General features: G+C 61.1%; 18 protein-coding genes. 8 read left to right on the top strand and 10 right to left on the bottom strand.

The window, feature by feature from the left end; translation table 11 throughout:
- Positions 1-20 precede the first annotated feature (20 nt).
- Positions 21-707, bottom strand: a complete 687-nt coding sequence (locus ACYHH6_RS22785; RefSeq protein ID WP_352586042.1) for a TetR/AcrR family transcriptional regulator — start codon at positions 705-707, stop codon at positions 21-23.
- 190 nt (positions 708-897) lie between these two features.
- On the opposite strand from ACYHH6_RS22785, the gene ACYHH6_RS22780 reads away from it, so the two are divergent.
- Both ACYHH6_RS22780 and ACYHH6_RS22775 read left to right on the top strand, forming a co-directional pair.
- Positions 898-1,380 carry a RidA family protein gene (locus ACYHH6_RS22780; RefSeq protein ID WP_352586043.1) on the top strand — a complete coding sequence of 161 codons (483 nt, stop codon included), beginning with the start codon at positions 898-900 and terminating at the stop codon, positions 1,378-1,380.
- A 250-nt stretch (positions 1,381-1,630) separates the two neighbouring features.
- Positions 1,631-2,392, top strand: coding sequence for a GNAT family N-acetyltransferase (locus ACYHH6_RS22775; protein WP_352586044.1), 762 nt, complete (start codon positions 1,631-1,633; stop codon positions 2,390-2,392).
- Positions 2,393-2,405: 13 nt separating this feature from the next.
- On the opposite strand, the gene ACYHH6_RS22770 is transcribed toward ACYHH6_RS22775, so the two are convergent.
- The 8 genes from ACYHH6_RS22770 to ACYHH6_RS22735 form a co-directional block, all read right to left on the bottom strand.
- A complete protein-coding gene (locus ACYHH6_RS22770; protein ID WP_352586045.1) occupies positions 2,406-3,224 on the bottom strand; it encodes an MBL fold metallo-hydrolase in 819 nt (272 codons plus the stop codon).
- A 3-nt stretch (positions 3,225-3,227) separates the two neighbouring features.
- On the bottom strand, positions 3,228-4,016 hold the full coding sequence (locus ACYHH6_RS22765) for a TatD family hydrolase (protein WP_352586046.1): 789 nt from the start codon (positions 4,014-4,016) through the stop codon (positions 3,228-3,230).
- Positions 4,016-5,569 (bottom strand): methionine--tRNA ligase, encoded by a 1,554-nt coding sequence (gene metG / locus ACYHH6_RS22760; protein WP_352586047.1) that lies wholly within the window; start codon positions 5,567-5,569, stop codon positions 4,016-4,018. Before metG ends, ACYHH6_RS22765 begins: the two co-directional genes overlap by 1 nt.
- A 92-nt stretch (positions 5,570-5,661) precedes the next feature.
- The gene (locus ACYHH6_RS22755; RefSeq protein WP_352586048.1) at positions 5,662-6,717 is read right to left on the bottom strand and encodes a DNA polymerase III subunit delta'; all 1,056 of its coding nucleotides are present in this window, start codon (positions 6,715-6,717) and stop codon (positions 5,662-5,664) included.
- On the bottom strand, positions 6,714-7,388 hold the full coding sequence (gene tmk, locus ACYHH6_RS22750) for a dTMP kinase (protein WP_352586049.1): 675 nt from the start codon (positions 7,386-7,388) through the stop codon (positions 6,714-6,716). The genes ACYHH6_RS22755 and tmk overlap by 4 nt, the downstream gene beginning before the upstream one ends.
- A gap of 76 nt (positions 7,389-7,464) precedes the next feature.
- The gene (locus tag ACYHH6_RS22745) at positions 7,465-8,631 is read right to left on the bottom strand and encodes a D-alanyl-D-alanine carboxypeptidase family protein (RefSeq protein ID WP_352586050.1); all 1,167 of its coding nucleotides are present in this window, start codon (positions 8,629-8,631) and stop codon (positions 7,465-7,467) included.
- A gap of 92 nt (positions 8,632-8,723) precedes the next feature.
- On the bottom strand, positions 8,724-9,932 hold the full coding sequence (locus ACYHH6_RS22740; protein WP_352586051.1) for a septal ring lytic transglycosylase RlpA family protein: 1,209 nt from the start codon (positions 9,930-9,932) through the stop codon (positions 8,724-8,726).
- 200 nt (positions 9,933-10,132) lie between these two features.
- Positions 10,133-10,225: a putative RiPP precursor gene (locus tag ACYHH6_RS22735; protein ID WP_352558939.1), complete on the bottom strand. Its 93-nt coding sequence runs from the start codon at positions 10,223-10,225 to the stop codon at positions 10,133-10,135.
- Positions 10,226-10,926: 701 nt separating this feature from the next.
- Here ACYHH6_RS22735 and ACYHH6_RS22730 point away from each other — a divergent pair.
- Positions 10,927-11,496 (top strand): hypothetical protein, encoded by a 570-nt coding sequence (locus ACYHH6_RS22730; protein ID WP_352586052.1) that lies wholly within the window; start codon positions 10,927-10,929, stop codon positions 11,494-11,496.
- 22 nt (positions 11,497-11,518) lie between these two features.
- Positions 11,519-11,971 (top strand): Panacea domain-containing protein, encoded by a 453-nt coding sequence (locus ACYHH6_RS22725; RefSeq protein ID WP_352586053.1) that lies wholly within the window; start codon positions 11,519-11,521, stop codon positions 11,969-11,971.
- Positions 11,972-12,297: 326 nt separating this feature from the next.
- Here ACYHH6_RS22725 and ACYHH6_RS22720 read toward each other — a convergent pair whose 3' ends face one another.
- Positions 12,298-12,675, bottom strand: coding sequence for a hypothetical protein (locus ACYHH6_RS22720; RefSeq protein WP_352586054.1), 378 nt, complete (start codon positions 12,673-12,675; stop codon positions 12,298-12,300).
- Between the two features lie 200 nt (positions 12,676-12,875).
- Here ACYHH6_RS22720 and ACYHH6_RS22715 point away from each other — a divergent pair, with 200 nt between their 5' ends.
- The 4 genes from ACYHH6_RS22715 (at position 12,876) to ACYHH6_RS22700 (ending at position 14,475) form a co-directional block, all read left to right on the top strand.
- Entirely contained in the window at positions 12,876-13,412 is a 537-nt protein-coding gene (locus ACYHH6_RS22715) for a hypothetical protein (RefSeq protein ID WP_352586055.1), read from the top strand.
- A 138-nt stretch (positions 13,413-13,550) separates the two neighbouring features.
- Positions 13,551-13,760 carry a hypothetical protein gene (locus tag ACYHH6_RS22710; RefSeq protein ID WP_352586056.1) on the top strand — a complete coding sequence of 70 codons (210 nt, stop codon included), beginning with the start codon at positions 13,551-13,553 and terminating at the stop codon, positions 13,758-13,760.
- 65 nt (positions 13,761-13,825) lie between these two features.
- Entirely contained in the window at positions 13,826-14,062 is a 237-nt protein-coding gene (locus ACYHH6_RS22705; protein ID WP_352586057.1) for a hypothetical protein, read from the top strand.
- Between the two features lie 287 nt (positions 14,063-14,349).
- On the top strand, positions 14,350-14,475 hold the full coding sequence (locus ACYHH6_RS22700) for a hypothetical protein (RefSeq protein ID WP_352586058.1): 126 nt from the start codon (positions 14,350-14,352) through the stop codon (positions 14,473-14,475).
- Positions 14,476-14,483: the final 8 nt, after the last annotated feature.

Below are 14,483 nucleotides of genomic sequence, written 5' to 3'. Positions count from 1 at the left end.
GCCAACTTCGCGATGACCGATTATTTCGGAGAGAGCCCGTCGAGCAGGAAGCCGAGGCCTTTGCGGAAGGTGCCGTCCCAATCATCGTCCAACAGCAGGCGGGAGCGCCCGATGGTCGGGTAGGGCATGCTAAGATGCTCAAGGCGCTGCTGCGCGGCGGCCCTGTCTTCGTCAGAGACATCGAAGCTTGCCCGGGTGATGGTGGCGCCCATCACATAGTTCCAGAGCGACCATATCGCTGCGTTCAGGTCCGTGTCTGCTACGCCGGCCCTGGACAAGGTCTTGCTCATGAGTTCCAGGCGACCGAGGATGTTTTGGCCGAGCGCCCGGCGCGGCAACAGCGATGTCGACCAGGGATGGAGGAGCATGCTGGCACGCCAGTCCTGAAGCATATGAACGACTTCCGCGCGCCAGTCTTGAGGCTCGCCCGACTGCGGCGGCCCGCGATAGTCGAGCACCGCGTCGAGGGCCAGATCCAGGACATCCTCTTTGTTGTCGACGTGCCAATACAGGCTCATCGCGCCTGCGCCAAGGCGATCGGCCAGCCGGCGCATCGTCAATCCGTCGAGCCCTTCGGCGTCCAGCAGTTCGACCGCGGTCGCGACAATACGGTCCCGTGAGAGAGGCGGTTCACCGGGCGCCTCCTGCGAAGGCTGGAGCGGCTCCCTTGCCCGTTTGCTCCGGGCGCCACTGCGTTTGGCTGCCATCTGTCTTCCTCGCTCGCCGAACTTCGATTTGGCAGTCACCGTCAGGAATGTCGATGCCGCCCACTTGACTGGTACACTGTACCATACGATGACTCGTACATCGTATGAGTCATCGTATGACTGATATGGCTAAAGTTCAATCAGGCCGGTCGCGAGGATCGCTCGCAGCCCGCGGAGCCAGAGAAAATCAATGTCACGCACAATCAAGCATCTGCTTATCGGAGGACTAATCACCATGAACATATCCATGCCCGCAGCGACGACGGCGACTGAGAACAAGCTGACCATCGTCAATCCGCAGACCCTCTACGACCCGTCGCCGAACGGCTACAGCACGGCGGTGATCACGCCGCCCGGAGCCCGCATGGCCTACATTTCCGGGCAGGGCGGCCAGGACGCCACGGGAGGCTTGTCGCCCGACTTCGCTGTCCAGGTGAAGCAGGCCTATGCGAATTTGCGCGCCGCGCTCGAAGGTATCGGTGCGAAACCCGATCAGGTCGCCAAGCTCACGGTCTTCGTTGTCGATCACGACATGTCCAAGCTCGAGGTGCTGACCAGCAACGTCAAGGAGATGTTCGGCGACGCGCTGCCGGCACAGACGCTGGTTCCTGTTCCCAAGCTTGCGATCGACCCGATGCTGTTCGAGGTCGAGGCCGTCGTCGTGCTTGACTAGAGCAGGACGGCGCTCTGGCTCGATTGCTCGAATTGAAATGGGATCGAGCGCGCCGCCGAGAGCTGCGCGCTTACAATGAGACCGGGCTGACGGCTGTTGTGGCTCTGTTGCGCTTAGCCATAAAAGTCGCATAAGATAGATTATGGAACTAGTGCAGTAGACTGCAGCTGGGAATTGCTGCCGTTTTTCATAGGTTTGGCACGATCGATCCGTGTTGCCTTGAGCTGATGGCCAACGCTACGCTGCATGGATGACAACAGCAAAGCGTGACATCGTAGCGGCGATCGAAGTGTTCGTGCATGGCTTCAGCACCGACAAAAGCGGCAGCTTTCCGTACGAGGCCAGCCGCGTCGGACCGTTGTGGCTGATGCGCGATGCCGAGCGCAAGAATCCTCGCGACTGTCGCGGCGAAGAATGGGTCGTCCATGATGTCGCTGCCGAGGAAGCCGATGCGATCGTGCGGCAGCACGCGCGGTCAAGCTTTGCTGTTTCGGTCGTGATCGCCAGTGACGAACCGGATCCGCCGGTGCGAACCGCGTACAAGGCTCTCGGCTACCGGCTGCTGCGGACGGAAGGTTTCTTCGTCCAGCCATTGCGTCAGATCCCGGATCCGCCAGCCGCTATCTCGATCGAGCGTGTGCGGACAGTCGAACGGGCGGCGCAGCTGGCAAAGATCGTGCGCAGGCGGCCGATCGCGGCCGATCTGCTCGGCGACAGCGCGCCGTTCCGCCAATATGTGGCGCTCGATGGTGACGCTATCGTCGGGCGCGTGCGCAGCATAGACGCCGTCGGCGCCACCTGGTGCGCGGCCATGTATGTCGAGCCCTCGCACCGGCGCCGGGGCATTGGCCAGGCGCTGATGTCAAAAATGCTGCATGACGACCGGGCGCGCGGATCGCGGTGCTCGACGCTGTTGGCGACGCATGCCGGAGCGCTGCTTTATCCCCGCATGGGCTATGAGCGGATTGGAACGCTGCTGATATTCGGACCAAAGAGCCGAACGCCCTCATGAACGGCTATTCGCATCACGCTGATTCATAAGGAATTTCGATCACCATGCCATCATAGGCCGGCACTACGGTGTCCGGCGTCTCGGCCATCATCGTGGCATAGTCGAGCGGCACATGCATATGCGTCAGCACGGCCTGTTTCGGCGCCAGTTTTTCGATCCAGCCGAGCGCCTGGCCAAGCGACAAATGGCTGGGATGGGTGTTGTACTGCAAGGCATCGATGACCAGCATCTCCAGGCCGCGCAGCCGCTCGGCGGTAGTGTCGGGGAAGTCGCTGATATCAGGGCAATAGGCGAGCTTGCCGATGCGAAAGCCGAGCGAAATAATGTCGCCATGGATCTGCGGCAGCGGCTCAAGGGTGAGGGCACCGCCCTCGCCTTCGACCGTCACCGGTCTTGCATGATCGATGATGTGAGGCCTGACGATCGGCGGATAGGAACTGCCCAGCGGCGTCTCGAAGCAATAGCTGAAGGCCTCGCGTAGCCTAAGCATCGTCGGCTGGTCAGCGTGGACATCGATCAGATGGCGCTGTTCGAGCACGTAGCCGCGCAGATCGTCGATGCCGTGGATGTGGTCGGCGTGCGGATGCGTATAGACGACGGCGTCGATGCGCCGGACCGCCGCCATCAGCATCTGCTCACGGAAATCAGGCCCGGTGTCGATGACGACGGTGGTTTTGGATCCATTTGCCGCAATTCGCTCGACCAGTGCCGCCGAGCGTGTGCGCCGGTTCTTCGGATTGGCCGGGTCGCACTTGCCCCAGTCGCCGGTGATGCGCGGCGTGCCGGGCGACGAGCCGCATCCGAGAATGGTGAGGCGCAGCCGGTCGCTCATGCGTCAGAGGCCGGCAGGCCGCGGCATCTTGCCGAACAGCCGGAAGAAATTCGCGGTCGTCAGCGTCGCGATCTCGGCCTCGTCAACGCCGATCGTTTCGGCCAGCACCTTGGCGGTATGCTCGACGTAGGCCGGCTCGTTGCGCTTGCCGCGAAACGGCACCGGCGCGAGATAGGGCGCGTCGGTTTCGACCAGCAGCCGGTCATGCGGCACATCGGCCGCGATGGCGCGCAATTCGGCCGAGTTCTTGAAGGTCAGGATGCCCGAGAAGGATACATAACCGCCAAGCGCCACGCCCACTTCGGCCAGTCGGCGTCCGGAGGAAAAACAATGCAGGATGAAGGGGAAGGCGCCCTTCCCTGTTTCGTCCTCGAGGATGGCTGCCATGTCGTTATCGGCATCGCGCGAATGGATGACCAGCGGCAGGCCGGTTTCGCGCGCGGCTGATATGTGGGTGCGAAAGCCCTGCGCTTGCGCATCGCGCGGCGCCTTGTCGTAGAAATAGTCGAGCCCGGCCTCACCGATCGCCACCACTTTGGGATGCGCGGACAGGCGCACAAGCTCCTCGGACGTCACATCCAGCTCTTCGCCGGCATTGTGCGGATGGGTGCCGACCGAGCAGTAGACCTCTTCGAAACTCTCCGCGATCTCAAGCACTTGCTGAAACCGCTTCACACGTGTCGAGATGGTCACCATGCGGCCAATGCCGGCGGCCTTCGCGCGGGCGACGATGGCCGCCCGCTCCTCGGCGAAGTCCGGAAAATCGAGATGGCAATGGCTGTCGACGAGCATCAGGCGCTCGCCTCCGGCTTTTCGACGTAGCGCGGAAACACGCCTTCCGGTGCGGGCAATGGCGTGCCGGACACAAGGGCATAGTCGGCATGGACATGCGCAAAGTCGCGATTGTCTGCCGGCACCGCCAGCAGGTCGAGCAGCTTTGCCGCCGAACCCGGAATGTAGGGCTGGCTCAGAAGTGCCACGCGACGCACGATCTCGGCGGTCGTCCACAGCACCGTTTCCATGCGCGCCGGATCGGTCTTCTTCAGCGCCCATGGCGCCTGCGAGGCGAAGTAACGATCGGCTTCAGCGACCACGCCGAAGATCGCCGCCAGCGCCAGATGGATGCCCTGCTCCGCCATCGCCTTGCGCGCCGTTCCCAGCGCTTCCACCGCCTGGTCGAGGATCGCGCTGTCGGCTTCGGTCAGCTCGCCCCGCTGCGGCACCACGCCGCCGCAGTTCTTGGCGATCATCGACAGCGAACGCTGCGCCAGATTGCCGAGACCATTGGCGAGATCGGCATTGGTGCGGTTGACGATCGCTTCATGGCTGTAGCTGCCGTCCTGGCCGAACGGCACCTCGCGCAGGAAGAAATATCGCACCTGGTCGACACCGTAATGCTCGACCATGGTGAACGGGTCGACGACGTTGCCGACCGACTTCGACATCTTCTCGCCGCGGTTGAACAGGAAGCCGTGGCCGAAAACGCGCTTCGGCAGCGGGATGCCCGCCGACATCAGGAGGGCCGGCCAATAGATGGCGTGGAAGCGCACAATGTCCTTGCCGATGATGTGGGTATCGGCCGGCCAAAACTTCCATTTCTCATCCTTTTCATCGGGATAGCCGACGCCGGTGATGTAATTGGTCAGGGCGTCGACCCAGACATACATCACATGCTTTTCGTCGCCCGGCACCGGCACGCCCCAGTCGAAGGTGGTGCGCGAGATCGACAAATCCTTCAGCCCGGATTTGACGAAGCTCATCACCTCGTTGCGCCGCTCGGCCGGTCCGATGAAATCGGGCTGGCTTTCGTAGAGCGCAATGAGCTTGTCCTGATAGGCCGAGAGGCGGAAGAAATAGCTCTCCTCCTCGACCCATTCGACCGGCGTTCCCTGCGGCCCGTAGCGGATGTCGTCGGGGCGGACTTCGGTTTCCTCCTCGCCGTAATAGGCTTCGTCGCGCACCGAGTACCAGCCGGCATAGCCGCCCTTGTAGATGTCGCCATTGGCGTCCATCGCTTTCCAGATCGCCTGCGAGGACGCGTAATGCCGCTCTTCGGTGGTGCGGATGAAGTCGTCGTTGGAGGCGTTGAGCGCGGTTGCCATCTTGCTGAATTCAGCCGCGTTGCGGTCGGCGAGCTCACGCGCGGAAATACCTTCGCGCCTGGCCGTCTGCAGCATCTTGATGCCGTGCTCGTCAGTGCCGGTGAGGAAGAAAACTTCTCTGCCGTCGAGCCGCTGGAAGCGGGCGAGCGCGTCGGTGGCGATCAGCTCGTAGGCATGGCCGATATGCGGCTTGCCGTTCGGATAGGAAATCGCGGTCGTGATGTAGAATGTGTCGCGTGACATGAATGAACCGTCATGGATGTCCGAATTGAATGTGAGGCGGTGGATATCGCATCGAGACGGCGATTGCCATCCCGACCCGAAGCCGGATCCGGTCACATTCGCATTGCGGAATTCAGGCGGTCGATCATGGTCAAGGCGTGCTGCTTCTTGTCGAGATTGTAGGTGTCGGTCTCAGATATAGCGTTCAGCGCCTCGTGCCAAGTGTCCGACAGGGTTTTCGCCCGCTTGAGGTCGCCGGCGAGCGCTGCTTCGCTGGCGCCCGCCGAGAGCAGATCCAGCGCGCGGCGGTTGAAGATGTCGAACTGGATCGCCTGGTCGCGGCCTGCGACTGCCTCGGCAAGGCGATAGGCGCCGGCGACGTCGGTCTTGCCTGCGGTCACCAGGGCGTCGAGCGTGCTTGCAATCTCAAGCCCGCCATATTGTGTCAACAGGATCGCATTGCGGGCGCTGCCCCCTGCCCGTTCGGCCAGTGCCGCGCGCGCCGCCGGATCGGCTGGCGGCGGCGGCTCCACAGTTTCCAGAACGCTCATCAGGCTGCCGGCATCGAGTGGCGCCAACCGCACCATCTGGCAGCGCGAGCGGATCGTCGGCAACAGGCTGCCCGGCGCATGGACGATGAGGATGAACAGCGTACGGGTCGGCGGCTCCTCGAGGTTCTTCAGCAAGGCATTGGCGGCGTTGGTGTTCATGTCGTCGGCCGGATCGACGATTACCACCCGGTAGCTGCCGTCATGCGAGGTCAGCGACAAGAAGCGGTTGACCTTACGGATTTCATCGACGGTGACGACCGTCTTGAAGCTCTTGGTCTTGTCGTTCAGCGGCCGCGTCAGATGCAGCACGCCGGGATGCGCCCCGGTGGCGATCTGGCGAAACAGCGATGAGGCCGGGTCGGGAACGGCAAATATTTCCGGCGCCGTCTCGAAGGACGGATGCTTCAACAGATGATGCGCAAGGTGAAAGGCGAGCGTCGCCTTGCCGATGCCGACCGGCCCGGCAAAGATCAGAGCATGCGGCAGTTTTCCCGAGCGATAGGCGGCAGCGAGCATCGCGGCCGCCTGCTCATGGCCGACCAGGCGCAGCGTCTCGGATGGCTCCGGCACGCCGTCCAGCGTGTCGTGCTGTTCGGGAGCGATGCGTTCGAAGATCATGCGGGCGCCGCCTGTCTGTTGCGCGCGGGCGCCCTCGCCTCGAGTGCGGCGAACACGGCCGCGGTGATGACATCCTCCACCGTATCGGGAGGCGCCGACGCGTCGATGACGATGCAGCGGTCCGGCTCGGCGGCGGCAATCGCCAGGAAGGCGTCGCGGCGGTGCTGGTGGATGTCCAGCGTCTCCTTTTCGAAGCGGTCCGGGCCGTCGCCGGCGCCACGCCGCGCGGTGGCGCGCCGCAAGCCTTCGGCGGGATCGATGTCGAGGATCAGCGTCATGTCAGGCATCATGCCGTTGATGGCGACCTCTTCCAGCGCTTCCATGAAGGCCGGATCGAGGCCCCCGGTGACGCCCTGGTAGACGCGGGACGAATCCAGGAAACGGTCACACAGCACGATGGAGCCGCGCTCGACCGCCGGCCGGATGACCTGCTCGACATGATCGGAACGCGCGGCCGCGAACAGCAGCGCCTCCATCTTCGGCCCGAATGGCTCGGCGGCGCCGGAAAGCAGGACATGTCTTACCGCCTCGGCGCCGGGTGATCCCCCGGGTTCGCGGGTGACGAGAACATCATATTTCTTGGCGCGCATCTTCCTGGCCAGCCGCTCGATCTGCGTCGACTTGCCTGCGCCCTCGCCGCCTTCGAAGGTGATGAAAAATCCGCGCGCCAACCGAAAGGCCTTTGTCCTGTTTTGCGCTGACGTCATAGTCCGGACCTTATCAAAGGTCCACGATTCTAACGCTGCTTTAACGCAACCAGCCGACGGCCAGTTCCTTGGCGGCATCGAACGCGCGTTGCGGCAGCGTGCCGACGCCGACCGATTCGGCGGCGAAAAGCGGTGTCTCCTGGCTCAGCGTGTCGCCGATCCAGACGCGTAGCACACCGACTGGCTGGCCCTCCTCCACCGGCGCTGACACTGGCCCCTGATAGACGATCTTTGCGGTCAGCTTGTCGCGGTTGGCGATCGGCAGCAGCACGTTGATCGGCGCCTTTGCTTTCAGCGCCACGCCGGATTTGGCGCCGCCGAACACCTGGGCCTCGCCGACCACTTCGTTGCTGGCGAATATCTCGGTCTTCTCGAAGGACCGGACGCCCCATTCGAGCAGCTTTCGCGCTTCCTCGGCGCGCTCGCGATCGTTCGCCAATCCACTCATCGCCGCGATCACCCGTGTCCCATCGTGGCTGACCGAGCCGACAATGCCGAAACCGCCCGCCTCGCTTGCACCGACCGCCAGCCCGTCGGCGCCGATGCCCATGGCCAGCAGCGGGTTGCGGTTCCTTTGCGAGATCTTGTTCCAGGTGAAATCGGCTCGGCCATAATAGAGGTAGAGCTCGGGGTATTCGCGCCACAGATGCAGGCCAAGCTGCGCCAGTTCGCGCACTGTCGTTTGCTGTCCGTCGGCCGGCAGGCCTGTCGAATTGACGAATGTCGATTTCGCCAGCCCGATCTGGCGGGCGCGATCGTTCATTTGCGCGGCGAAATTCTCTTCGGAGCCCGCCATGCCCTCGGCCAGCACCATGCAGCCGTCATTGGCGGCCTGTATGGTGACGCCCTGGATCAGGTCCTCGACCCGGACCGCCGATTTGAGCTTGGCGAACATGGTCGACGTTCCCGACGGGGCGCCGCCCTTGCGCCAGGCATTCTCCGAGACCACGAAGGTGTCGTCGAGGGTCATGCGCTTCGACTTGATGGCGTTGAAGACCATCTCCATGGTCATCAGTTTGGCCATCGAGGCCGGCGGGATCGGTTGGTCGGCATCCTTGGAAAACAGCACCGTGCCGGTTTCGGCATCGATCATGAACGCCTGCGTGGCCTTGGTCTCAAAAAGCTGCGCGTTGGCGGGAACCAGTGCGGCGAACAAAAGGCCAAGACCCAAAAGCCCGGCAAAAGGGTGGACAAGGCGAAATCGCATGAGAGGCTCGACCGTTGGCCTGCAGGAAACGTGCCGCAAGGCTATCAGGCTTCTTCCCGGCGGATCAACCGCGCAATGGCAAAGCTTGTTGATCAGTCGCGCACAGCCAGTGCGTCCGGCGCGCCATGCGACCATGCCGCGCGCAAGAGGTCGTCGACATTGCCGTGGCCATCCGGATAGAGATTGACCGCGTACCAGTCATTGCCGTCAAGTTCGGTGCTCTGGATTTCGGTTCTGCCGAAGGGTTTGAGGGCTTCAGCCACCCGCCTCGCCTCGGCGGCGTCGTCGAAGGAGCCGGCGGCGACATAATCGGACGTTGCCGGTGCGGCCTGCGGGTTGGATTTCTTCCACGATTGCAGGATATCGGCCGGCGACATGCCCTGGTTATCGAGTGCGGCAAAGACGTCGGCGCGCTGCACGCGTTCATCCGCATAGGACAGCGAAGCCACAGCAAAAGGCGACTCGGGTCGCTGAGGCACGATCGGCCCGAATTCGGGCAGCGTGATGTCGCCGAAAGCCGGCGCCTGCACCGACATTACGGGCTGCGCCTCGGTGCCGGAATTGGTCAGCTGGCCGGGGAACGGCACGGCGGCGGCGCCGACTGGCAGGCTTGGCGAAGGTCCGTTCATGGCAACCATGACGCCGGTCGGCAAACCATCCGACGGGTCCGGTATGCGGTTGCCAGGATGGTAGGAAGCCATCAGATACTGGTCATCGTCGCCGTCGAGCGGCGCGCGGCCGACATATTCGACCTTGACCTTGGCGGTGCCGACCTTGGCGTAGTCGAGCATCTGCGCGGCACGCTCCGAGACGTCGATGATGCGGCCTTCATGGTACGGGCCGCGGTCGTTCACGCGCACGATAACCGAACTGCCGGTTTCGAGGTTGGTGACGCGGGCATAGCTCGGCAGCGGCATGGTCGGATGCGCTGCCGTCAGATGCGTCATGTCGTACACTTCGCCATTGGCGGTGAGACGGCCGTGGAAGGCGTCGCCATACCAGGAGGCGAGACCGACCTTGGCGTAGCGCTTGTCTTCCTTGGGGTAATACCACTTGCCGCGCACCTGATAGGGCTTGCCCAATTGGTCGCGGCCGCCGCCGCGCCGCATATATTGGACGCGCGGGCTGGCCTTCACGCCATACTCGGTCTCGGCAAAATATTCCTTCGAGCGAGGCTTCTTGTAGACCATCGCTTTCGACTCGGACTGCGGCGACGCGCAGGCGGCCAGCAACGCAGCCGAAAGAGCGCACAAGACCAAAGCAGGAGCGCGACGAAGACGCCGATGCGTCGTGGTCTGCATGTTTTCAGATGTCCCCTACCGTATCGACACAGGCACCGTTTTTAGAATCTCGGCGGAGCCAGAGCAGCAATGCCTGCGACGCGCCAATCCCCATCCCCTTTTTGCGCAGGAATTGTTTATCAGCGTATTAATCGATTGTGTCCGGAACCGGGCAGGATTGTGGCAGCGGCTGCACCGCTGCCGACGTCAGGCCGTATCCGTCATTGCGGCTCGATGGAGGGGATTTCCTGCGCTGTCACATGCGACAGCCTCTGGCGCTTTACCAGGATCGGCTTCTCGTAGGTCTTTTTCATGGTTTCCCCACTGCTCCTGTATTTGGCAAGCACAGATTGGCCGGTGTTTCGCCGCATTGTCAACGTTCGGGACAGAACAAGCGGCTCACTGTCATGTTTCGGCAGATATTCGATGCCGACAATTTTGCGCTGTTGACAGGCCTTTGCAGCGCGCACTAGAGCAATGAAACGCGCATGATCTCCTTTCGCTGCTGCTTCCGGCAGCTAGGAACGGCGATCAGGACGAGCGCGCAAGTGATTGAAAAATCACGACGGAGGGATGGCCGAGCGGTTTAAGGCACCGGTCTTGAAACGTGGTGAAAGCCATCCCGACTGGTCTTTGGCGGTCCCGAATAGCGCGGAAACCCGGGCTTTTTCTTCGGCGCCTGTAACCGTCATCCTCCCTGCTCCCCACCCTTCCCTATGCGTCCGGTGCCAAGTATGGTGCCAATTCGCAGGGGTTACGGCGATTGGGTTTATTTCAGCGTCTTGGGCGATTAATTGACCGTCACTTATTAAGCGTGGCACTTGTCGTGTCAGCGGTCGGCCTTACTTTTGCAACGAACCTTTGGGCCGGCGCCACGGATGCGACTGAGGGGTGGCTAACGCGATCTTTGGCTTGGGCTGCACTGGTGATCACAGTGCTCGCGCTCGTTTATAGTGGGCTCCGCCAGGGATCCTTGGAGCGTCAAGTCACCACCCTCGAGGGTGAAAAAACCGAGATGGCAAAGATCATCTCCGGGTTCGGCAGCGACTATTTCGATATCTGGGCGAAGCGCCTGCAAGTTTTGGCTGAGGAGCTAAATTTCGACGCCAGGGATCGGATCAGTGTCTACAGGTTCGACGATGACGCATTCACAATGGTTGGGAGGTTCTCAGTTTTGCCAGACCTCAATAAGCCTGGCCGCAGCGTTTATCCCGCGAATGAAGGCGTAATCGGAGCCGCTTGGAAATCGGGCGACGGGAAATGCATCGTCACTGATCTTCCGGATCCGATCACCGACATGGATGGGTACCTGCAACATAATCTAGACCACTGGCAAATTCCCAACGAGGTGGTGCGAAACATGAACATGAAGCCTCGATCAGTGGCGGCATACTCGTTGATGGATCCCCACAAGAAGTCCCGAAATGCTATAATTGTGTTTGAGAGCACAGCAGTAGACCGATTCTCGTCGACGACGCTGGAAAGGCGGGTCAACGGCAGTTCCGGGAAGGAGATCGTTCACTTGTTGGAGATTCTGCGGGTTCGTGAACCATCCCTTGAATACGCTCGCGCGATGGGTTTTTGAGATGGCTGACCTCCGAAACGTCATGACATATCTGGTGCGGAACTATCCTCACAAGCATGAACTGTCCAAAGCTCGCCTGACCAAGATGATCTATTTGGCAGACTGGAAATCTGCACTCGAGCATCGGCACCAGATGACAGATATCGCTTGGCAATTCAATCATTTCGGGCCGTACGTTGATGACGTTCATAAAACTGCGCTGGAAGATCCAGCCTTCGCCGTGAAATCTGAATACAACATGTTTGGCAAACCCAAAGAAACTATCGTCCTAGCTGACAAGCAGGCTGACGATCGGGTTTCGAATGCCGAAGCGCAAATCCTCGATCATGTCATCGAGCAGACGAAACGATTGCACTGGGATCCGTTCATCAAACTCGTGTATTCGACTTATCCCGTGCTGACAGGTGTGCGCGGCGCAAGATTGAACTTGGTCAAATCGGCAGAAATCTACAGGGACATTGAGGGCATCCTGTAGGAAAAAGCCCGCCACCCTGCGGCAGCGGGCCAAAAATACCGCCAGGGCGGATTTCAGTTGGCAGTTGCGGACAGTCGCGCCTGTGCCCCTTCCAAGACATCGAGCGATTTGCCGGTCATCTGTCCCGCCATTCGCAACAACCTCACGACGCTGCCAACGGCTTCGTTGAACCATAGCGTCCTGACCCAGTCCTGGAATTTGCTCCATCGCCAGTTCGCAAACGTTGATGATCGCGCAGGCGTCATAGGCGCGATCAATATCATCGTGGGTGATAAGGCCACGTGCCGGTTCGAAGGCGGGCAGGTTTGTGACTTTGGATAGGCCGCTCATGACTGCGCCTCGAAATATGCCAGCGCAGCGGCTAGGAGGGGGCTGACGAGGGGGCTCGCCTCGTATAGGCCAGTCTCCTCGGCGATCAGTCTGAGCGCTTCTAGGGCGCCCCTGTGCGTCTTTGCCGGCTGCTCCCATTCCTCCAGCGCATTCATCGCTGGCACGTAGCTAATCTCGGCATAGGCGTTGGCTACATCGTCGGCCGGCGCCTTAAGGTTAAAGTCGGCCATGCCGGCGCGATAGGCCCAGATGGCGTCGAGAAGCGGGTCGTTGATGGTTTCTGGTGCGGTAGACGGAAAGGCCTCTGTAGCGGCGCCGATGGCCGGGATAGAGGCCAGGGCGGTTATCGCCTGGCGACGTGTGATCGTGGTCATTGTGGTACTTCCTCTCCAATGGTTGAGGAAGCCAGGCAACGCCTAGCGAATCGTGACGGGAATGATAAATCTGGTGTCGGTCACTTCGAGGCCCTGCAAGGCTTCCGGTGGCAAGTGCCGGTCGGACGTTTGCGCGTCCGATCGGTGCGCATAGGCTGCGCCCGTTCTTAGAAATCGTCAAGCTAATGGAAGATTCTGCAATGCCTCATCCCATCAACAACCCTGTCGGGCTGGCAGCGAGGGGTGGCCCACGCATAGTGCTGGAACGCCCAGCCCTCGCGATGCTCATCGGCGCCATCGCCGCGGAGTGGGGCGAGATCGATGCCATGCTAGGCGAAATCTTCAATTTTGTCTCGCTTTCCAAGCCTAGTCCATCTGGTGGCAGCAAAAGCGAACTGGCGGGAGTAATTTTTGATAGCCTCGTCTCGTTCCAAGTGCGCACGGAGGTGATCGCCAGTGTGATGCGGCTGCGGATGCAAAAGGACATTCAAGACGAATTTAGCGGCCTCGTGAAGAAAATACGCTCGCGAACCAAGGCCCGGAACACCTTGGTCCACTCAGCATGGCAAGTTTGCGATGCTTACCCCAAGGATCTAATCAGGATCGTTGATGGCGCTTGGATACGCTACACAGAATCCAATCTGAAGCATGACCTTGATGTCTCAGTCGCGCTTCGCAATGAAGTGAACGATTTTACGATCAAGGTTGCGTTTGCGCCGAAGGTGGCTATCGATTGATCAAAGCTGCCGCCCTTGCCATGCGAGCCGGCGGCGCAGCCGCGGGAGCCGTCTCCCCGACTGCGCCGAGGTCGTGAAAGCCGACGCAACGCATCTGCCGGTTCTGTCGACACGAGTTTTGAGAAAGGAGACGTTGCCATGGCGGAGCGCAGTGGTAAGACCGCATATCCAAAAATTGGGGTCTGGTTCGACATCGACGCCGGCGACATCCACCTGAGCATCGAGGGCCAGGGGCTTTCGACCGTGAACGGAAATGCAGCCAGCGCGAGAGGCAACCCGCACCTGTTCAAGAAGCTGGCAAAGGTTCTTCGCGATAGCGGAAAGCCACACCCGACAATCACCGAATAGTTATTTGCGCCCTTGCGGGCGCGAAGCTTGCGCGCGATGCTGCCCTGGGGAATGGGAGGGGACCGATGGCGATCCGATATCGTGCTACCACAACGAGCCGGCTTAACACGGATGGCGTATGGGGTGCCTGGATGTTGATCCTGTCTCCGTTGGTGCAGGCGATCAGCTGGTATTACTATTTTGCGAAGCCAGACTATGGGTGGCTCGGCCTCATTGCCATCACCTGCGTTACGTTGCCTTGCGGCTTTGTGCTGCTGCTGATTGGCCGCGACTATGACAGCATCGTCGACGAGACGAACTGAGTATGGGCGAAAGGGCAAGGATTGCAGCCGTCGCTGTCGTCGTGATCGCCTATGTTTGAATCTTCAAGGGCCCTGACGACGGCGGTTCCGCGGACAGCATTGCTGCTTCGGGCGTCAATGCTGCGGTCTACGAAGGCTGCGCCAAGATCAACGCGAAAGCCGTGCTTGCTTCATGGGATAACACGATAGACAGCATTAGGCGCAGCGATGCTACCGGTTTCAGCGGACCTGGGATATTCGTCCACGTCTCGACCGAAAGGTGGGGGGCCGCGGGTCGCGACGGGCAAATGAGCATCGCGATCGCTGCGTATTGCGATGCCGCCGACGCGCATGGCAAGGGCGTAGCCATCATAAAGGGAAGCCTTGACGAGAACCTCGGTGGCGTCGTTGACGGCAACTACATGAACCACTGAGAACGGCG

This window comes from Mesorhizobium sp. P171375 (assembly GCF_057786075.1).
This window is presented reverse-complemented; position numbering and strand designations above follow the sequence as displayed.